Source organism: Marinobacterium lacunae, assembly GCF_000705555.1.
Classification (GTDB): domain Bacteria; phylum Pseudomonadota; class Gammaproteobacteria; order Pseudomonadales; family Balneatricaceae; genus Marinobacterium_D; species Marinobacterium_D lacunae.
On sequence record NZ_JMQN01000039.1, the window covers coordinates 1 to 19,254 of the forward strand.

Sequence of the window (19,254 nt, forward strand, 5' to 3'; positions counted from 1 at the left end):
AAGAACCCCGGTACCGAAAGGTACTGGGGTTTTTTGCGTCCGGGGCGTGGGATGCTCACTTATCGCGACGCAGGGGACTATTGGTCTCTTGCCTAAACCAGACCAGCGCTCTGACAGCTCTGTGTAGGACTGGGAGATTAGGGTGTGGTCGAGGCAGGGCACTATGTAATGGCTGATCCTGTGAGTAAGCGAACAGGGTACAGGTCAGTAGGACGTTATTTTTCGCGAGTATAAAACGACGAAACCCCGCATCGATGATGCAGGGCTTCTGAAAGAGGTGGTGCCCGGAGGCGGAATCGAACCACCGACACGGGGATTTTCAATCCCCTGCTCTACCGACTGAGCTATCCGGGCAATCAGGTTGCATATTCAACCACTTAGAGCCGATTGGGTCAAGCGTGGCAGACCATTATCATAGCCTCAGAGGGTAATGCCGTAATCATCACGATATTGGCGGATGGCCGCTAGCTGCGCCTGCATGTCGCCTTTCTCTTCGAGGAACTCAATAAGGTCGTCAAGTGATACGATGCTGATAACAGGCATACTGTAGTCGCGCTCAACTTCCTGAATAGCTGAAAGCTCTCCTTGACCTCTCTCCATCCGATTAAGTGCAATGGCAACCGCTGCGGGTTTGGCGCCTGCATTGTCGATGATCGTCATGACCTCGCGAATGGCGGTGCCTGCTGTGATTACGTCATCAATGATCAGCACCCTGCCTTCAAGCGGAGCACCGACCAGCGTACCGCCTTCGCCATGATCCTTGGCCTCTTTGCGGTTGAACACATAAGGGACATCGCGTTGATGCTCGGTAGCAAGGGCAACAGCGGTTGTCGCAGCCAGAGGAATACCTTTGTAAGCAGGGCCCAGCATGACATCGAATTCGATACCGGAGGCCACAATCGCTGACGCGTAGAATTGACCGAGTTTGGCTAATGCAGCGCCGGTATTGAATAGTCCCGCGTTGAAGAAGTAGGGGCTTTTACGACCTGATTTCAGTGTGAACTCGCCGAAGCGCAAGACTTCCTGTTCAATGGCAAATTCGATAAAGGCGCGCTGATAGTCCTGCATAAAACGGTCTCCGATTGCGTGTTCCGGCGGGAAATAACAGGCGCTTATGATAACGCTAAAGGGCTTAGAGGGCTGCCCCTGAAGCGATATCCGGCGACATTCTCTCTGATTATGTCTGTATATGAGTTTTCACCGTCATTATGGCTAAAGTTCTATGGAAAAATTTTAATTTTCCGTCTCTTACCGATACAATTGTCGTTCTTGATTTTCATTCTCCCATGCTCGCTCGGGTGAGGCACAACAAACTATGCGCGTGATCACATTCAATACTCAGGGTATTGAACAGGCCGCTGACAAAGGCTTTTTCGACTGGATGGTTAAGCAGGATGCGGACGTTGTCTGCTTGCAGAACCTGAAAGCGCGCGAGTATCAACTCGATGGCGATCGTTATCACCCGGACGGTTATCACGCCTATTTCTTCGATGCCTTTGAAGACGGCTTTAGTGGTGTTGCCATCTACACTCGCCACCTGCCGAAAGCGATCATGACTGGGCTTGGTTTTGAGCAGTGCGACTATCAGGGCCGGTTCATCCAGGCGGATTTTGACAAGGTTAGTGTGTCGTCCCTGACCATTCCGTCGGGGTTGAAAAGTGAAGAAGCGCAAGCGGCCAAGCTGGAATACCTGGAACACTTCAAGGCCCACCTCAAGAAGACATTGCGTAAGCGCCGCGACTTCATATTTGCGGGTACCCTGAATATTGCACATAAACCGGTCGATCTCAGCAACTGGTACGTAAACCAGAAGGTGTCCGGCTTCCTTGCCGAAGAGCGGGCCTGGATGGACGAGATCATCAGTGAGATGGGTTATGTGGATGCTTTCCGAGAGATCAACAAGTCAGAGCGGCAGTACACCTGGTGGCCGGACTATAACCGGGCCTGGACGCTGAACGAGGGCGCCCGTCTTGACTACCAGATTACCACCGCAAATTTGCGCAAGAGTATTAAGGGTGTAAGCATTGATCGAGAGCACCGATTCTCGGAGCACTGCCCGCTGATCATCGATTATGCGGTCGATATCTAAAGCTCAAAAAGCTGAAATAAAAAAAGAAGCCGGTCGGCTTCTTTTTTGTTTCCGTGGGAGGGCATGCATCAGCTGTTGAGTGCCTCGGTCTGAAGCTGGATCAGCTCCTTGATACCCTTGCTGGCGAGAGACAGCATCGCATTGAGCTCATCCTGTGTATAGGGCTCACCTTCTGCGGTTCCCTGTACTTCAACGAAGCCACCATTGGCCGTCATGATCACATTCATATCGGTATGGGCTTTGGAGTCTTCGGCATAATCAAGATCCAGCACGGGATGCCCTTCATAGATGCCAACGGATACGGCTGCGAGCTGATGCTTGATTGGATCGCCTTTCATGGCCCCGTTCTTGTCCTTCTTAAGAACGTTCACCGCGTCCTGCAGCGCCACGAAGGCACCGGTGATCGAGGCGGTACGGGTGCCGCCGTCGGCCTGAATTACATCACAATCGATCGTGATGGTGTTTTCACCTAACTTTTTCAGATCCATCGCAGCGCGCAGAGAGCGGCCTATCAGGCGCTGAATTTCGACGGTACGGCCGCCCTGCTTTCCACGCGCCGCTTCACGGTCACTACGGGTGTTGGTGGAGCGAGGCAACATGCCGTACTCGGCCGTCACCCAACCAGAGCCTGAACCGCGCAGGAAGCGGGGAACGCCGCGATCAACTGTGGCGGTGCAGATCACCTTGGTATCGCCGAATTCGACCAGTACCGAGCCCTCTGCATGTTTGGTGAACTGGCGAGTGATGCGCACTTCGCGCATCTGGTCCGGCTGGCGACCGCTCGGACGCAGTTTTTTCAAACCCAGATTCTGCAGTTGTTCGGAAAGCGTGGAGGACATGAAGATACCTTAGTTGAGGTTTTCCCCGCGCCGATAGAGGCATGGCGGCGGGGCTGTTAATATGTGTCGAATCAGAACAGACAATTTTAATCGAGATTGCACCATATGACACGCAGCATGACCGCCTTCGCCCGCCAGGAACTGCATAAGGATTGGGGAACGCTTACCTGGGAGATTCGTTCGGTCAACCACCGCTATCTCGAACCGCATCTGCGCTTGCCGGAAACTCTGCGCGATTTGGAGGGCTCGCTGCGAGAAAAGCTGCGGATCTCACTGAGCCGGGGCAAGGTCGAGTGTACGCTGCGATTTGTGGCCGAGGCCGGAGCCCGCTCCATGAATGTGGATCAGGTGCGTGCTCAGGAAGTGATTGCGGCCGCCACGCAGGTGAGGGCATTGATGCCGGATTCGGCGCCACTTGATACCTTCCAGGTGCTGGGCTGGCCCGGCGTGCTTGTCGAGGCCGACCTGGATATGGATCTGATCAAGCGCGAAGCCCTTGGCTTGTTCGACCGTGCTCTGTCTGATTTGTCTGCAGGTCGTGAGCGCGAAGGGGGAGAACTCAGCCAGCTGATTCGACAGCGTTTGGACAGCATCTCTGAAATCGTGGCTGAAGTACGTGCGTTGATGCCGCAGATTCTTGAAGCCCAGCGTGACGCCATGCGCGCACGTATCGAGGAGATGAACGTGGATGCTGACCCGATGCGGCTTGAGCAGGAGCTGGTATTGGTTGCTCAGCGTGCGGATGTGGACGAGGAGATGGACCGGCTCGATACCCATGTGCAGGAGGTGCGCCGGGTGCTTGGACAGAAAGGGCCGATCGGGCGACGTCTCGATTTCCTCATGCAGGAGCTCAATCGCGAAGCGAATACCCTGTCGTCCAAATCAATTGTTGCCAGCACGACACAGCGAGCGGTCGAACTGAAAGTTCTGATCGAGCAGATGCGTGAGCAGATCCAAAATATCGAATAGTTTTTTCACCCGTCCAAGAATGTCTTAGAAGCCCTGTTATTTGCTTGTAAATACAGGGCTTTTTTATTTTTCCCGTCCAAATCGGTTTATAGATGTCCGTTACCAACTACCTGTTTAGTGGTGGGCAGAATGGTGGGCAGCCCCCTCATTTTTGCTCAATAAGCATTTTGCGGTGAGCAAATTGGTGGGCAGTAAGTTACCCAATTTTCGCATTTAACTCGCCACCACAACAGGTTAGCTGCTGATTCAATAAGCAAATCGGTGGTGGGCAGCCATTATTGCCCCCTCCATTATTTCAGCAACTATGGAGTAAACATGGGAAAACTCACAGCAAAACAGGTTATTGCATACAGCAAAGCCGACCCCAAAAAATATTCAGATGGTGAAGGTCTATATTTTTGCGTCCGCAAACAAGGCTCGCCTTACTGGATGATCCGCTACACCACAGCCAAAGGACGACGAGAAGCAACCTTGGGGCAATTTCCTTTAATGTCGTTGGCAGACGCTCGAATTGCCGCCGCATACTTTCGAAAGGAAGTACGTGACGGCATAGATCCTCTTCTAGAAAAACAGAAAATCGAGTTACCTGACATTGAAACCGTGGATCAACTGTTCCATGACTGGTATCGAACCGATCTTAGTCGACGACTTAAGCATCCCAAGATTCCGTATCGGGTTTACACCAAAGACATAAGCCCAGTCATTGGCATTAAGTGTATTGCTGAGGTGACCGCACGTGACGTGCGGGAGGTGCTAGAGCGCATTCGAGAAAGTAACCGCCCTACCATTGCCAACGATACCTTGATGTACATGAAGCAGCTATTTCGGCATGCGATAAAGCTCGACTTAACGCTGAACAACCCAGCCGCAGCATTTACCGTAGACGATGCCGGTGGCGTGGAGTCCAGTAAAGACAGGATGCTTAGCAAAGAGGAAATTCACTACGCCTTTAGCGTGTTTCATTCCCATATCAATAGCTTTGGCCGCGACAACTACCTCGCTTGCTGCCTGTTTTTGGTATTGGGTGTACGCAAAAGCGAACTGTGCGAAGCCATGTGGCGTGAAATGGATTTAACCACAGGCGTGTGGGATCTGCCCAAAGAACGCAGCAAAACCGGCGTGCCAATCAGCATTCCCTTACCACGCCAAGCCATTGCTTGGTTTAACGAGTTGCAAGTCCGCGCTTGTGGCTCGCCTTATGTTTTCCCAGCCAGACGAGCAAGCCATCGTCCACATATGGGGCCAGATACGCTAAACCGTGCCATTTCTAAACTCTTTGGTCGCGAGCCTGGGCGCAAAAAACAGCCTCCCAATAAAATGGGCAAACTTGAACACTTCACCGTACACGATTTGCGCCGCACCTTTCGCAGCCTTGCCGCCTCTTTGGGTATTGCAGGCAACGTAGCCGAACGCTGTCTTAACCATAAGCTAAAAGGCGTTGAGGGTATCTACGACCGCCACGATTACTTTGAAGAGCGCCGAATTGCCCATCAAACCGTGGCTGATGTGGTTGAACCATTGGTGAACTTTGAGCCCGCTTCACAACACCACACAGGAGGGCGCTAACATGCAATTTATGATGCGACTCGCCCCCATTACCTTTCCAATAGCCATGCTGGCAGGCCTTGGTTGGTGTATTGGCATTGCCTTACTCGAACAACCTCATGGTATAGGCTACGCACTTACTCGGTATTGCCTGATGGTATTCGTAGTACTCGCTCCTTGGCTGACGCTAAAACTCACGTTCTACGTGATTGTCAGTTTAGGACGCAAACTGGGGCTCATCCCGATCCCGCCTGCACGCCCAACGCATAGCCTAGGTTATGAAGAATCACTCTATTGGTTCAGAGTATTGGCCTTCTTCGATGGCAAACGCAGCCGCATGCCGAAAAGGCCTATCAGGCGAAACTAACAAGCCCCCATTTGCTCACTTACCGTGGGCAGTTGGGACAATGGGGCAACACTTGATATGCCGAGCTTTAGAGGGTGAATAAGAGGAATTTGAACCGCCCCAAGGAATGGGGCAATCGGGGCTATGCAAAGTTTATAATTGGGTTAAACGCTGCTTTGCAAGCGCCCAAGGTAAGCGACGACCAGCTTTTGCCATTTTATCGTAGGCAGCTTGAGCTTCTTCAACTGACAATACACCATGGGTGACGAGCTGCTCAACAACCCATAGCGTACCTTGAACTAATATCGCTTCTTTTTCAGCCGCCTTCCTAAGCGCCATATCCCCAGTTAGCAATGGACACTGTTCTTGTTTCGCCAACGCAAGTGCAAAGCAATCGTTCATGCTAGGGCCAGCATACTTTTGCCTCAGTTCAAATGAGTACATCATAGACTCAGGGCTTAACTCTCCCAACAACAACCCTAACTCGAGTAAATAGCCATGTTGATTGCTTAGCTCCTCGTGGAATAACACATCTGGAACTTTGAACTGGTAAGGCAAATTGAAAAAGACGCCTAATAATTGGCCTTCTTCGAGATCAATGAGGATATTGGCATCACTGATCAACAAATACATTTAAACAGCCTCAGCCAACATTTGGCGTTGCTTATGCAATGCCATCACTGACATCTGTAACAGCTCAGCGGCTTTGGATTCACTAACAATTCCCTCTGCCAATGCACGATAAACCAACTGCTCAAACAATAATGTTTGCTCTTGTGGATAAGGATTCCCAGGCTCTTGCTTACGCCAACCGTTTTTTGAGAACTGTATAAATATTTGGCGTTTTTTCTCTTCGGTGATCACACCAAGGTCGGCACTGCGATACAAACAAGCTGCCATGCTTAAGCCATATTCGTGTTTCAGGAAATATAGCTCTTTGGGGTCTACGTTCGAACGTCGCTCTCCTAGATGCTGAAAAAGGCCAACTTCGGGCAGTAAAAACGCAGAAGCAAAGCGGTTGCAGGCCATCTCTTCGTCAAGGGATTCATCGAGTAAGCCATGTAAAACAAGGTGGCCAAGTTCATGCGCCAATGTAAACCGCTGGCGGCAACCAGGCCAATGAGAAGACACAACAACAATTGGCTGCCCTGATATTTTGGCTTGTAACCCATCAAATTTATCGGCTTGGGGTACGTTACTGACAATCACCAAAATACCTTTAGACTCAAGCAAGTCGATTAAGTCTGGCAATGGATTCATACCTAACTGCCAATCAGTACGGACTTTGGCGGCAACCTGCTCTACTGCGTCTAAAGTGCTTACAACAGGAACGTCGGGCTGGTAGTTAAAACTCGCTATCGGGAAGTTTGGCCATACATTTTTAAGTGATAACCAGCGTTCGGCTTGGTCAACCACATCAGACTCAATCTTCTTTAGCAACTTAGCTGAAGCTGAGGCTTTTTTACGATACTCCACCTCACCCAAAGTCACCTGTGCTGGGCGAAAGAAGTATTCAGTACGAACCGACAAAGCCGTCGCCAATTTAAGTAAAACTCCCGACGAAGGCATACTCTGGTCGTGCTCGTATTTTTTAACCATGTTGGCACTAATACCAACTTGCTCACCCAAGGCCTGCATCGACAGGCCAGCGGCTGCACGGGCTCGTTTTATGCGCTCTCCAATCATACAGACCTCTGGTTTATGAAAACTAAAATTATTTTAAAAATATAAACCAAGTTGGCGTTTTTGTCGATTGGTTTTACAGGGCAATCATTCGCGTGTTCGCGCACACACTTCCCCATGCCTTTACCCCCATACGCCAAAACCACTATCCGTTTGGCTTTTGGATCGAAACGCCAAACAGGGAAATTAGCCCATTCACTGTTTGGCTTCTCGATTGAAATCCAACGCTGCTAAGCCTTGCCAGTACTGGCTCAAAGCAAGGTTTGGCACTTTTTGTACCCTAAACCAACCTCGGCATCAAAGTACAAACCGTTTGATTTTTTAAACCCAGAATGCAAACGATCGTTTGGCGTCTCGATTTTTTTGCATGGGCTAAATGCCGTCAAACAGCGCTGTATTGGACTATGTATATCAAACAGTTAGCCGCGCACAGGTCATCATAAAAAACCGATTTGACTGGTTAGTTTGATGGCCATTTCTTTCATCTAATTCACCACTGAGTCTGCACCCGACCACTGAAAATAGACGGCATGACGAACCAACAAGGTGATAAGTGACGTGTTATGGGCAAGTGCTAACGATTGGGATAGAGAATGGATACAGCAGGTGGTCGCTTTACTGGTTGGGCATGGCGCGTTTACCCTCTACCCAGCATTAAGCCAGTGCGATAATGCCGCCGAACGTTTAACCCGCTGGTTGACCTATCAGTTACCGCGCGTTAAACAAGCGCATCCAGGCTGCCCCATTCACCAATGGCTGAATAGCATTGGCGCGCAAGTGATCGTAGAAAAATGGCAGAGCCCCGAGCAATGGCCAAACCTGTATTGGCTACCTTTACCTGAGGTTGAAGGCCACGCGCAAGGCGGGTTGGTTTTGTTACCGGCACATTTGTTACCGGTATATGCGGATTACACGAGCAAAACCAACACATTGAAAGCAAACACACCGGCCAACGCCTGTATCTTTTGGTGCGCTGCGCCTTTGTCTAAAACAGGAAAGCGCGCTACCTTGCACCCCAAACAGCAAAACCGCGGCTTTTGCCTGCCCTGCTCGCCAGAGCAAGTGGGCAAATCATGTACGGGGTTATTACTGAGAGGTTTTAGAAAGGAGAGCCAAAAACGAAACGGCAACGTGATCAGCCACAAGATAAACCTAGCTCTACTGCACCACCTTTGTGGGCCGGAGAGTGATGTGTGGTTGAAAGCGAATTTTGGTGCCATAACTCATTACGGTACCAAAAATTAGAAGCCTGAAAAAAGAGTAACCCCTCACAGGGCGCTGATCTAACGGGTAGCGAGAGGGGTGTTGTTGGTGCAATTTTAATATCAAAAGCGCCAAATAGCTCGATATCATTTGATGTCGCTTTTTAATTGGCAGTATGTATCAGACTGTTTTAAACACCTGCTTTTTAAAGGCATTCATGGCGAGCTTGTTAAAACGAGCTTCATCTGCACCTACCTGTTCACTGTTACAATAATCACACATTGAATACTGGCTTTCAATTTGGCCTTGTTGCCCCAAATGCACAACCGTAATCTTTTCAGTATACAGGATGAGTTGACCCATCTCACAAATTGAACAGGTTCGAGTATTCATCACATATCCTCCCACTGCATTGGCTAACAGCTAGAAAACGAGGCTGTCATTCTCTTAACCTTCTGCATAATTAATAACACTCGCTCACACCATTGCCGCTTCGTACACTTTTTCAACCTCGGTAAACTTAGTGACGCTCTCTAGGCGAGTTAAGGTTGTGAGTTTCATCGAGTTTTTCATTGGGCGATGTGGCACATTGGTCACTGGCGTTTGCAGTGATAGCGGTTTGCCAAGCTCAAATAAATAATACAAATCAGCAGAACCTGACTTCTTACCCGCTTGATCTTCGGTAATGGCGTAGCGTGGTAATACGGTGACTCGTTTAACCGGCCAAAGTTTGTCAATTTGCTTGGATGAACTTTGAGTGTCTGAGGTAGACGCCAACGCTAAATAGCGAATTTCCTCGGCAATATGCTGCTTAAATTTCTGTAAAAACGTGCTTTGCGGCAGGTGATACCACCGCGCTGTGCCTTGCTCAAATTGTTCAAAGTAGCCATTATCACGGCCACGCTGCCCACCTAATGCCACTGTCATCGTCAAATCAGGGTACAGTACTTGACGCATGCCGTAATACGGTATGCGTGCGGCTTCTTGTACGTAAAGCCTTTCCGCCATGCCAGCCACAGGATACATGGCCTCATTGCCTTGCCCTGTTTGTGCATTCGGCGCTGTGCCAATTTGCGTTTGCAAAAACTCTAACAACCACTGGTGACCGGAATAACGGCTCTTAGTCTGGGTTGATTCAGTTTGACTAAGTTCGTTTTGGCTAGGCCCATTTTGGCTAGGTAAGAGGGCAAATGCGCCAATACCCACTTCTTCTATCGCAGCTGCGTAGGGGTTGGGTGTTGTGGCTTGATCAAAAAAACCTGGGTATAAAGCAAACGCACCAAAAACTGGGCGGCTTTTTTTAGCAGGTTGTCCTTCGATTTTACTGGATGGTGACTCAGACAAGCGCGGCTCTGATAGACGAATCAAGGCATCCCGATAACGGTGCATTTGGTTAATGGCATCGTCTGGTACGTAATCGGTACTTTCGATATCTTCATTGCTGTCATCAAAGCGGTTTTTCTCGGTTTTAATACGGTACTTGGCATCAAATAGCCAAATAAACTGCTTTTCTTCTGATGAGTCTGCTTTTGTTAAATGGGCGCTTTTGGGCAGTGTCACTTCCAACACAATATCCGGCTTTTGGTTAACCAAATAAGACCGAATTACACCGTCTTTATTGAATACAGGCTCGTGTGCTAGCCTTGCAGTGACACCATCGCTACGTTTAAAACGAAAGGCGCCTTTCAAGCCATCTTCTTTAAATCTGTACTCAAAAAAATCATTTTGTTTTAGCTCTGCCGCCCCGTTTTCAACCAATTCAAAGCCGAGATCCTGCTCTAAAATCTGCTTCAAACACAAAAAGCACCATACTTCGTAAATCTCGGCCACTGATTTCATTGAAATGCTCGACTGATTGCCAAACATATCTAAATAAAATTTCAGCTCCTGCCAAATACGATATACCGCGCTGTAACCGGTTTTTTGCTGTAGCACTAACGACTCACGGTTTAACCCTGTGTATGCACCCACCTCTTTTAAAAAACTTTGGCCCAACACTTTTTGCAGCGGTTGTTGCCAACTATGCAGCTCATTTAAAAATGAATCCGACAACCGTTGCCGCTCTGGTGCTTGGTTACTTTGTCTAAGCTTTTGTTCAAACTCCGCTAATTGCCGCTTGCTTTTACTCACCGCCATTTTAATAAAGCGGTTTTCTGGGGTATCGACACTCAGTTGCTTTTTTTCGACTGCATAGCGCTTATCGTACTGGCCATTCGCAAAGTCTTGCTTAACTTTCTCGGCTAACTTATTTGGCAGGCGGCCTTTTAATTTGGCCGCTTTAATATTGGCTACCGTCGGTTGCAAACGGCTATGAGGGGCTGCACAAATCACTTTTAAGCCTTGCTCAAAACGCTCCCGTAACGCGGCAAAATTAGCCAACCACATCAGTGGAAAATGCCCGCGTTGCTGGCTGGTCGCTGCATCTTGCTCGGTTTTTTCGACCAAACTAAAGCGCCAAAGAGGGTAAACTTTGTCGATGGCTTGGTACATGGCGGGCAAGTCTTGGTGAAGTGCCATTTTGGTTGGCAGCACTTCAAAGGCTATGTGCTGAGTCTGTGTTTTACCATTGTGCTCAAAGGTAAGTGGCAAACGTAACCAGCCCACATCATTACCGGTATTAATGGTGCCGGTTAAACGTGCGGGCACCACGCCCCTTGCGGTTTTTACTTCGGGAGCAAAACGAAATGCCTCATTCACGTTTTGGCTTCGGTGAGTTAGCCGCGCATGGGTTACTTCACTAAAAAATACCCACTCAAACTGGTACTGAGTATTCTCAAAAAACAAGGGAGAATTTAATGTCAGCTCAGCGTGTTTCGCTAAGCCATTGGCAACAAGGTCACTTTCGGCTAAGTCACTTTCATCTAACCCACTTTGTACTAAACTACTTTGTACTAAACTACTTTGTACGAAAGCATCTGCAACAAGCCCTTGCGGTTCAATCGCATTGCTCAGCTGCGCTGCTGGCGCAAAGCGCAATTCGTAGCTAGGTTGTGCATGATTAGCGCTCGCCCTATGCGCCATTGTATTCTGGTACACACGCAACCGCTGGCTAATATCATTCGCCCAGACCGAAAACTCAAAGTCAGGGGTTTGTAATCGTATTAACTCCGGCATTCCCTACCACTCCTTACACCATCACTGTACGGGTTCTGCTTATAGGTTTCATTCATTGCAGAAGGCATCAAACAGCACCGACTCATTAAGGCCAGAAACTGGTAAAGGTCGCACTGGCTAATCGCTCGCTCATCCACTGCAACTTCGCTTTTGAACGGCAAGGTATACGCAGTACTTTTTCCTCTTCAGTAGCACCATCGGCCACGATTTTCTCGCGATACAAGTCAGGGCGTTGATTGGCTTCGTCTGCGTCAGACGCTAACCAAATAGGGGCAAACTGGTCTGCCAACACAGTATCAAGTTCAACCAACAAAGCCTTTCCATCAGATGTAGTCAGTTTGTCGGTATCGCCTTCGATACGCGGCAGAACCTTACACATCATAAAGTCGTCCCATACAGCTTTTAGAGTTAGGTCATCTTGTGGTTGGCTACTAGCAACCGCGAGAAGAAGTTCATTGAGCGCACGAAATGCCAATTCAAACGGGGTATTTTTTAGCACGGCATTAACGGCCGATAAAAACGCAACGGTTTTTGTGCCATCCGCATCAAAGGTATTGTCTAAGTCTGCTTTGCTGGCGTTTGACCAAATAGGATAGCTAAGGCGTTTATTGCAACTTGTCGGAGTTCCAAAATCAGCAAACTCATCAAAGTTATTCGGGAAAAACGCACCAAAATCAAAGCTCAGCGCTCGGTCAATCACTTTGCGCGAAAAGCCGTGAGTGGTTTCATCCATATTCACTGTGCCTGCAACAAGCAGGTTAAACGGAATACCTAAACCATATTGGCAAATATGTGCCCACAGCTCATCGTATTGCGCGTCATCAAAACCTAGCGCTTCGCGCAGCTTTTCTTTATCAGCGACTTCTTTAATGGTGGCGGGTTTTAATAGGGCATCACAACTGTAGGTAAAGCTATTACCTGTCCAACACCATTCGCGGGTTTCCAGTACCGATAAATAATCAGCAAAATATTGCTCAACAGGGGCTAGGTTCATTTCATCCAAACACAGCCAGTAAGGCAGCACCTTATCTAACGCATCACGTTCACCGGCCACAACTAAGCGCTTGCCTTGGTCTTCGTTCTCTTGCACTTCAACGGTTAAGTCGCTATCAGCAATGGCACGCCAAGCTGTGGCGATAAACTGCAATACATCGGTAGTGATGTATTCAGCAGCACCATTTAGGCGTGAAATATAACCCAGCAAATCGCTCGGCTCATGCCAATCGGGGCGTACTGAGGTTAAACAATAGGTTTCAGCAAACTGCTTTGATGTTTTTGCTTGCTCACGCACAAAGCGGGTTTTACCTGTGCCTGAGATACCTGCGAGAAGGAGGAAGGGTTTGGACAATCCCGTTTTAACTAAACTAAAAGGCTGACCAGATTTATTACTCAAATACAGCTTTATTGATATAGGTTTCTGGCTAGGCTTAACGATGAGAGCTGTTACACCATATGATTTTAAAATATCTACGACAGCCCCAAGCTCATCTTGCTGTTTCTCTATACCACCACAAGTCAAAAAAGCAAATCTAGTTTTTCCGCTTCTTCTTTTTCCGAATCGTTTTAAAACTGTTTGCCATTCGTTAATACTTGAACTAGTACACTCAAACTCCTCATTTGAATATGAAATTTTAAAAATACCATTCTCAAGATCTTTTTTGGCACCTAAAACAGAAATATCACTCAACTCAACGAAAACACTAAGCACATCATCTTCTGATATATATCTTTGCTTCTTACTATAATTGTTTAAAACGGTATCCTTGATGTAATTTCTTGAAAGTTTTTCCCCAGCAATTCTAATTAGTTCAGGATCATTTTCCAATTCATCTTGGAATTTACCAGACCTGGCTGAATCAAGCCCCATATAACCAACTTCATCGGCTTTCGAAAAAATATAAGAAAAAACCTCATCCCTATTTCCTTTCATATATTGATCAATCCTGTTTTAATAAAAATTCTTTGATTGATGTTGCCACCTCATATGACAACATAGGTGGGACTGCATTACCTATTTGCATAACATTTGAAGTAGCAGAATGAGGAAAAACAAAAGAGTCGGGGAACGTCTGTAGACGAGCACACTCCCTGATCGTTAGCCTTCTATCTAATTCATAATGAAATTGGACTCTAGACTTAGCGTTTGCCCTAATTGTGTATGATGGTTCATCTGCTTTGCAGTGCTCATCACCTTGCCCATTGCCTTTCTTGGCTTTTGATGCCTTGAAATACTGGCTTTGATTAGGAATGGTCTCATCAATAACTTTTTCCAAATCTTCGATTGCCCATTTTGTTCCGCGATGCATACCAACAAATTTTGGTTCTGGTTTTAGTGGCTCGCCTTCAAGATCATTTCTGGTACAAACAAAAAACAGCCTTCTACGGCTTTGCGGCACACCATAATCCGGAGCAAAAAGATCCCAAACTTGGACTTTATAACCTTGCTCGCTAAAATCATTAACTATAGTTTCTAGCACAGCACCTTTTTGCATTCGAGCTAAATTAGGAACATTTTCAGCGCATACAATTTTAGGTTTGTGATGTTGCATATATTTAACTAGAACTTTGTATAGCTGCCCCCTGTCAGAACTAAGACCTCTTTTAGGGCCACAAGAACTAAAGTCTTGGCATGGAAAACCACCTATTAACACATCAGCACTTGGAAAATCATTAACAAGCTCTTCAGATAACTCCACTTGGCTAATAGGTATATCTAAATTCTTCTTTATTGTTTCTACGCACTTTTCATCTTTCTCATAAGCAGCCAGGGTTGAGAATGGTTGACTTTCAAAGTATTTATCTTTGTATTTAAAGCCTCCTTCAAATCCCATATCTAGCCCACCAACACCTGTAAACATTGAGACCAAAGTAAATTTATTTTCTAACAAATCTTTTTTTCCACCACTAAAACTCAAATCACATAATATATTGAAATTACTATACTTAATCTTCGGCCTAATACTTTTCCCAAAGCTCTCAATATTAATGAGCCCATGTTTCTCCAACGTTTTAATAGTTCGAGAAAGATTACTTACTGCTCGCCCAGTTAATTCAGATAGCTCTGTAATATTTTCTGGTTTTTTATCTGCAATAATCTTTAGCAAATGCTGATTTTCTTCAGATAGAACCGATGCAATTGATTTAAGGGAGTCAAACCAAACATCTACTTGGTTTGTGGAACTTGGAGTTTGACCTTTAATACCAATAATACAGCTAGTCACGTCTATACCCACCTCTGACACAAAACACCCTTAATACTAGATAAATAAACAAATCGTATGTTATCAGTTAATGATAAGACGTCAACTGTAATTCTGGCGCTAATCATCTAAGATACTGCCTTTTACGCAGTACATTCGTGGGCGAGTGTTGTCAGGTAGGCTGACTTTTCGCTGTGGCCGGTTGCCATCGGGGATTAGGTAACCTGCGGCCATCAGTGCTTTGGCGGCGCGATCTGGGCTGAGGCCTTCGGTGGCTTCACGCCAGCCAGTTGGGTAAAACAGGTAGAGGGTTTGTGGGCCGGTGACATCTATCCACCCTGCTCGTTGGCGTACTTGGCTGCTGTAACCAATTTGTTTAGGCGTAAAGCGGCTTTCGCCATGTTGCTCAATAAAGCTGCGCACTTGGCGAATGGCTTGTTGATCTTCATTGGCGGCTACACCACCGCGAGCAAGTATCCATTGGTTAAGCTGGCTTAAACAGGCGGCTTCGACACTTTGGGCTGGCCAATCGAGCACTTTGGCTTGAATGGCTAACAGGCCTGCGCTAGCCAGTAAGGCAAACTTTTCGGCTACTCGGCGCACTTGGCCGTCAGCCTCGGTTGGTAAGCTAGCTAAAAAACGTTGGCGTACGTTTTGAAAAACGGGTCGCACCTGCGCGCTGTGCTGCGTTAAATACCGTAACCAGTCCAAGGCCAAGCAGCCGTAATGTTGGCGACTTTGCTGTTTTAGGTGATCGGCTAAATCGGCGGCGTTGATACCATGACTCTGGTTAAACACGCCCATTTGCGCGCCGGCATCGGCACTGAGATCAATCACTCGCACTTGCTGGCCAGCTTTTACGCGCTTGCCGATACCGGCAAGATGGCTTTCAAGCGTCACTTCGCCAGTGGATAAAAACACCAAGCGCCAACGGGCGGGTAAGCGCATTTCACCGTATTTGCCTGCACGGGTTTTACCTTGGCCATTGGCAAGCATGTAAGCGACATCACCTGCCTCTTTTGGGTCAACTTCGCCCATTTCATCGAGCGCCAGCAAGGCATCGTTATGCGCTAATGCTGTGCCTTCTAAACCGTTGGCCGTGGCACGCCAACTGTGGCGCAGTTGATTAGGTTCGCCCCACACCGATAATGCCGGATACAGCGCTGCGGTTTTACCAGTACTGCTGGCACCATAGAGGTGTAAACCAAAACCATCCACCCCACACAAGTGCAACAAAGGCGCAGCCAGTGCAGCACAAACGCCAACGATTAATAGCGGGTTATCCAGACAATAACGGCCAACGTGCTGCCGCCAACTGTCGCTACTGCCTTGTTGAATAAAGCCTTCTATCGGGTGCATGGTTTGCAGCACCATGCGCGGGTTGTTGCTGTGTTCGCTTGGGTAAAAGGTGAGGCGCGGATGCACATAAGCGTGGTGATGCCAGCCAATACAGTTTACGCTAATGGCCTTTTGCGTGGCCAGCTCGCCCATTTGTTGAATAAACAACGAGAGCAACTGCCGCGCTTTGACACTGTTACTCAGCCGCATGCCTCGGCTGAGTAGGATTCGACGGTACTCGCTGCCGTCTCCGGCTAAGAGTTCTGCGGGCATGGCCCAATAGCGATGGCGATTGTCATCGTCTAACCAGTGCAATAAATAGCCGTAGTTGTCCCCTTGTGGATCGCGGGTGCGGGCAGCCACTTGCAGCCAAGAGCAGATTTTAACTGGGCTATCTTGCCCTGCCGGTTGCATCACCAGCCAGTTTTGCGCGTTATAGGCAAAACCAGCCGGTAACGTTGGCATGTTGTTATTTATCTCATTGGCAGGTAACGGGGTTGATACTGATGGTTTATCCACGGCCATAAGCAGCACCGATACGGCGGGTTTCAATCCACTGGTCGATATCGCTTTCTAACCAGCCCACGGCACGCGCACCAATACGAATGGATCGCGGAAATTCACCGCTGGCCATCAGGGCATAAATGGTACTGCGGCCAAAGCCTGTTTTTGCCTTTACCTCGGGCAAGCGCAAAATCCGCTGCTGACGCGCTGGGTGTACTGAGTTTGTGGGTGATTGTGTGGTTGGGTTCATCGTTTGCTTCCTCACTGATCTGTTAAGTTCAGTTAGGAGTTTGCCAGTACTAAACGGACGCAGTAGGCAGATAAATGCCCGGATCGTGCAGCTTTCTGAGGGTACAAGTAGCTACTTGCCCCAGAATTTACATAATGCCCCAAGTCATAAATACCCTGTGGGCAGGGCTAGTGTGTGCCTAAGTGGCGTGAACTAAGGCTTTGCCCAGACTGCCCCAAAAGCCCAAGGGATGAGTGCCAAAAGCTTTATCAAAAAGGGAGAGTCTTGCTCAATTAGAACGCCACAACACTTTTACGCGCATAAAAATGTAAAATATCACACTTTTCTGCGCGTAAAAGTGTAGACTGAGTTATACTACAGGCAGTTAACAGTCTAAATTGGCGGGAAATGACAATGCAGCGCAACTTACTCAACGCCCTAATAGCATGGAAAAGTCAACCTGTGCGCAAGCCATTATTGATCGATGGCGCAAGACAAACAGGTAAAACCTATCTACTGCAAGAGTTGTTTGGGAATACCTTTGCCAACATCCTTCGTATCGACTTCCTTGAAAACCCAGCATACAAAGAAGCGTTCGATGGCTCGTTGTCACCTGACGAGCTAGTAATGAACATTGAGTTGTTAACCAACCAAGCGTTCAATCCAGACACCGACTTGCTGATATTAGATGAAATTGGCGAATGTGAACGAGCCGTAACTTCGCTGAAGTATTTTGCCGAAAAAGCACCGTCCTATTTTGTCGCAGCCAGCGGTTCAAATATTGGTTTGCTCAACACCTTCCCTGTGGGCAAGGTAGAACAATACAATTTACGACCACTGACCTTCCAAGAATTTATTTACGCATCCAACGAGCAAGCACTGATCAAAGCATTTGATAGTCAAGCAAGCACACCGGCGGTGCACACTAAATTGATGGATAAACTAACCGACTATTTTTTTACCGGTGGTATGCCGGAAGCCGTTTCTGCTTGGTATCAGTTTAAGGATTCAAGCATTCTAGAGCGTGTTGAAAAAGTCACAAAAATTCATGCCGATTTAGTTGAAGGTTATCGCCGCGATTTCGGTAAGTACGCGGGCAAGGTCGATGCCACACTGATTGAATCGGTGTTTAATAGCATTCCAGCCCAGCTATCACTTGTCAGCGATGAGTCAGTTAAACGCTTTAAATTTAAGCATGTGCATGAGCGTAAATCTCGTTATAGCGATTTTGAAACCGCGATCCATTGGCTTAACTGCTGCCGCTTAGCTTTGCCAAACTACCCTATTGAAGGATTACCTAAATCTCCGTTGGCGGCCTATAAAAAAGACAATATGGTTAAACTATTTCTGTTTGATGTGGGCCTGCTCAATCATATGCTGGGCAGCAGTTATAAAGAGATTAAGCAACAAAACTATGAATACAAAGGCTATGTGGCTGAAAACTTTGTGCAACAAGAGCTCACAGCTATTGGCGTTGACCCAAGCTATTCATGGAATGACGCCCGCGCCGAAATCGAATTTATTTTGGCGACCGATGAAGGCGATATCATCCCTGTGGAAGTCAAAAGTGGTAAACGTACAAGAGCAAAATCGTTGGCATCCTACGTTGAAAAATGTACTCCAAATAAAACCTTTAAGTTAACGGGTACACAAGGCTCTTCAGCGTTAGAACAAACCAATATCGTGATGCCTTTGTATTTCACGCAGTATTTACCAAAGAGGTGGTAAAAGCGCGTTGCCTAGCCCCGAAGGTCTACACAAAGTTACCTTAGGGATAACAATTTGTAGACCTGATGCTTACCATTCGACACTCAGTCTTATCTCTCTTGGATACCATAGTATCCATATTGAGCTTATTTCTATTAAAATGGACATCATAATGTCCATTTCAGGCTAAGTGAGCTTTCTGCTGACTCATTACTATCGCGTAGAACTAGTGAAAAAATGGCAAAGCTATGTTGACGGAAATCGTGCTCGATAAAGCCCTTCAAAACTGCTATGTTTTAGCTCTAACAGCAGCATAAAAACGACACTGTTTTTCCATTGCTAACCACTAAGATTTAGTAAAAGCCATAGGCAAGTGGTGGGCAGTTTGGTGGGCAAACAGGCATTTTTGAACGGTTTCTTTTCGGTAACTTATTGATTTTTTGAGGGTCTAGACCGCTACTCAATGAGCAGATCCAGAATATTGAATG

The 19,254-nt window shown here is 47.5% G+C and carries 16 protein-coding genes and 1 tRNA gene; 6 read left to right on the top strand and 11 right to left on the bottom strand.

Annotated features, from left to right (window positions below):
- Nucleotides 1-278 precede the first annotated feature (278 nt).
- Nucleotides 279-354, bottom strand: a tRNA-Phe gene (locus tag ADIMK_RS12395).
- Nucleotides 355-420: 66 nt separating this feature from the next.
- Nucleotides 421-1,068: an orotate phosphoribosyltransferase gene (gene pyrE, locus ADIMK_RS12400; RefSeq protein ID WP_036188589.1), complete on the bottom strand. Its 648-nt coding sequence runs from the start codon at nucleotides 1,066-1,068 to the stop codon at nucleotides 421-423.
- A 247-nt stretch (nucleotides 1,069-1,315) separates the two neighbouring features.
- Between pyrE and ADIMK_RS12405 the strand changes: the two genes are divergently transcribed.
- Nucleotides 1,316-2,089: an exodeoxyribonuclease III gene (locus ADIMK_RS12405; RefSeq protein ID WP_036188591.1), complete on the top strand. Its 774-nt coding sequence runs from the start codon at nucleotides 1,316-1,318 to the stop codon at nucleotides 2,087-2,089.
- Nucleotides 2,090-2,157: 68 nt separating this feature from the next.
- Here the strand turns inward: ADIMK_RS12405 and rph are convergent, their stop codons facing one another.
- The gene (rph, locus tag ADIMK_RS12410) at nucleotides 2,158-2,928 is read right to left on the bottom strand and encodes a ribonuclease PH (protein WP_051692914.1); all 771 of its coding nucleotides are present in this window, start codon (nucleotides 2,926-2,928) and stop codon (nucleotides 2,158-2,160) included.
- Between the two features lie 105 nt (nucleotides 2,929-3,033).
- Between rph and ADIMK_RS12415 the strand changes: the two genes are divergently transcribed.
- The 3 genes from ADIMK_RS12415 to ADIMK_RS12425 all read left to right on the top strand — a co-directional run bounded on the left by ADIMK_RS12415 (nucleotide 3,034) and on the right by ADIMK_RS12425 (nucleotide 5,809).
- Nucleotides 3,034-3,897, top strand: a complete 864-nt coding sequence (locus ADIMK_RS12415; RefSeq protein WP_036188593.1) for a YicC/YloC family endoribonuclease — start codon at nucleotides 3,034-3,036, stop codon at nucleotides 3,895-3,897.
- A gap of 315 nt (nucleotides 3,898-4,212) precedes the next feature.
- Complete coding sequence (locus ADIMK_RS12420) at nucleotides 4,213-5,463, top strand: tyrosine-type recombinase/integrase (protein ID WP_036188597.1); 1,251 nt, start codon at nucleotides 4,213-4,215, stop codon at nucleotides 5,461-5,463.
- A gap of 1 nt (nucleotide 5,464) precedes the next feature.
- Nucleotides 5,465-5,809: a hypothetical protein gene (locus ADIMK_RS12425; protein WP_036188600.1), complete on the top strand. Its 345-nt coding sequence runs from the start codon at nucleotides 5,465-5,467 to the stop codon at nucleotides 5,807-5,809.
- 132 nt (nucleotides 5,810-5,941) lie between these two features.
- On the opposite strand, the gene ADIMK_RS12430 is transcribed toward ADIMK_RS12425, so the two are convergent.
- Both ADIMK_RS12430 and ADIMK_RS12435 read right to left on the bottom strand, forming a co-directional pair.
- On the bottom strand, nucleotides 5,942-6,421 hold the full coding sequence (locus ADIMK_RS12430; RefSeq protein WP_036188602.1) for a PIN domain-containing protein: 480 nt from the start codon (nucleotides 6,419-6,421) through the stop codon (nucleotides 5,942-5,944).
- Nucleotides 6,422-7,474, bottom strand: coding sequence for a helix-turn-helix domain-containing protein (locus tag ADIMK_RS12435; protein ID WP_036188605.1), 1,053 nt, complete (start codon nucleotides 7,472-7,474; stop codon nucleotides 6,422-6,424).
- A gap of 603 nt (nucleotides 7,475-8,077) precedes the next feature.
- Here ADIMK_RS12435 and ADIMK_RS21720 point away from each other — a divergent pair.
- Nucleotides 8,078-8,716 (top strand): hypothetical protein, encoded by a 639-nt coding sequence (locus tag ADIMK_RS21720; protein WP_231517047.1) that lies wholly within the window; start codon nucleotides 8,078-8,080, stop codon nucleotides 8,714-8,716.
- Between the two features lie 138 nt (nucleotides 8,717-8,854).
- Here ADIMK_RS21720 and ADIMK_RS12440 read toward each other — a convergent pair whose 3' ends face one another.
- The 6 genes from ADIMK_RS12440 to ADIMK_RS12465 all read right to left on the bottom strand — a co-directional run bounded on the left by ADIMK_RS12440 (nucleotide 8,855) and on the right by ADIMK_RS12465 (nucleotide 17,080).
- Entirely contained in the window at nucleotides 8,855-9,067 is a 213-nt protein-coding gene (locus ADIMK_RS12440) for a hypothetical protein (RefSeq protein ID WP_051498221.1), read from the bottom strand.
- Nucleotides 9,068-9,151: 84 nt separating this feature from the next.
- Nucleotides 9,152-11,788 carry a restriction endonuclease-like protein gene (locus ADIMK_RS12445; protein WP_036188608.1) on the bottom strand — a complete coding sequence of 879 codons (2,637 nt, stop codon included), beginning with the start codon at nucleotides 11,786-11,788 and terminating at the stop codon, nucleotides 9,152-9,154.
- An 85-nt stretch (nucleotides 11,789-11,873) separates the two neighbouring features.
- The gene (locus ADIMK_RS12450) at nucleotides 11,874-13,718 is read right to left on the bottom strand and encodes an McrB family protein (protein ID WP_197027531.1); all 1,845 of its coding nucleotides are present in this window, start codon (nucleotides 13,716-13,718) and stop codon (nucleotides 11,874-11,876) included.
- 7 nt (nucleotides 13,719-13,725) lie between these two features.
- On the bottom strand, nucleotides 13,726-15,009 hold the full coding sequence (gene dcm / locus ADIMK_RS12455) for a DNA (cytosine-5-)-methyltransferase (protein WP_197027532.1): 1,284 nt from the start codon (nucleotides 15,007-15,009) through the stop codon (nucleotides 13,726-13,728).
- A gap of 99 nt (nucleotides 15,010-15,108) precedes the next feature.
- A complete protein-coding gene (locus ADIMK_RS12460; protein WP_036188609.1) occupies nucleotides 15,109-16,851 on the bottom strand; it encodes a DUF927 domain-containing protein in 1,743 nt (580 codons plus the stop codon).
- A complete protein-coding gene (locus ADIMK_RS12465; RefSeq protein WP_031214901.1) occupies nucleotides 16,838-17,080 on the bottom strand; it encodes a helix-turn-helix transcriptional regulator in 243 nt (80 codons plus the stop codon). The genes ADIMK_RS12460 and ADIMK_RS12465 overlap by 14 nt, the downstream gene beginning before the upstream one ends.
- Before the next feature lie 393 nt (nucleotides 17,081-17,473).
- On the opposite strand from ADIMK_RS12465, the gene ADIMK_RS12470 reads away from it, so the two are divergent.
- Nucleotides 17,474-18,787, top strand: a complete 1,314-nt coding sequence (locus ADIMK_RS12470) for an ATP-binding protein (protein WP_036188612.1) — start codon at nucleotides 17,474-17,476, stop codon at nucleotides 18,785-18,787.
- Nucleotides 18,788-19,254 lie beyond the last annotated feature (467 nt).

What these genes read in the sequence shown, in the direction of transcription:
- pyrE (WP_036188589.1), bottom strand. Translation starts at nt 1,068, where the DNA reads ATGCAGGACTATCAGCGCGCCTTTATCGAATTTGCCATTGAACAGGAA.
- ADIMK_RS12405 (WP_036188591.1), top strand. Translation starts at nt 1,316, where the DNA reads ATGCGCGTGATCACATTCAATACTCAGGGTATTGAACAGGCCGCTGAC.
- rph (WP_051692914.1), bottom strand. Translation starts at nt 2,928, where the DNA reads ATGTCCTCCACGCTTTCCGAACAACTGCAGAATCTGGGTTTGAAAAAA.
- ADIMK_RS12415 (WP_036188593.1), top strand. Translation starts at nt 3,034, where the DNA reads ATGACACGCAGCATGACCGCCTTCGCCCGCCAGGAACTGCATAAGGAT.
- ADIMK_RS12420 (WP_036188597.1), top strand. Translation starts at nt 4,213, where the DNA reads ATGGGAAAACTCACAGCAAAACAGGTTATTGCATACAGCAAAGCCGAC.
- ADIMK_RS12425 (WP_036188600.1), top strand. Translation starts at nt 5,465, where the DNA reads ATGCAATTTATGATGCGACTCGCCCCCATTACCTTTCCAATAGCCATG.
- ADIMK_RS12430 (WP_036188602.1), bottom strand. Translation starts at nt 6,421, where the DNA reads ATGTATTTGTTGATCAGTGATGCCAATATCCTCATTGATCTCGAAGAA.
- ADIMK_RS12435 (WP_036188605.1), bottom strand. Translation starts at nt 7,474, where the DNA reads ATGATTGGAGAGCGCATAAAACGAGCCCGTGCAGCCGCTGGCCTGTCG.
- ADIMK_RS12440 (WP_051498221.1), bottom strand. Translation starts at nt 9,067, where the DNA reads ATGAATACTCGAACCTGTTCAATTTGTGAGATGGGTCAACTCATCCTG.
- ADIMK_RS12445 (WP_036188608.1), bottom strand. Translation starts at nt 11,788, where the DNA reads ATGCCGGAGTTAATACGATTACAAACCCCTGACTTTGAGTTTTCGGTC.
- ADIMK_RS12450 (WP_197027531.1), bottom strand. Translation starts at nt 13,718, where the DNA reads ATGAAAGGAAATAGGGATGAGGTTTTTTCTTATATTTTTTCGAAAGCC.
- ADIMK_RS12460 (WP_036188609.1), bottom strand. Translation starts at nt 16,851, where the DNA reads ATGGCCGTGGATAAACCATCAGTATCAACCCCGTTACCTGCCAATGAG.
- ADIMK_RS12465 (WP_031214901.1), bottom strand. Translation starts at nt 17,080, where the DNA reads ATGAACCCAACCACACAATCACCCACAAACTCAGTACACCCAGCGCGT.
- ADIMK_RS12470 (WP_036188612.1), top strand. Translation starts at nt 17,474, where the DNA reads ATGCAGCGCAACTTACTCAACGCCCTAATAGCATGGAAAAGTCAACCT.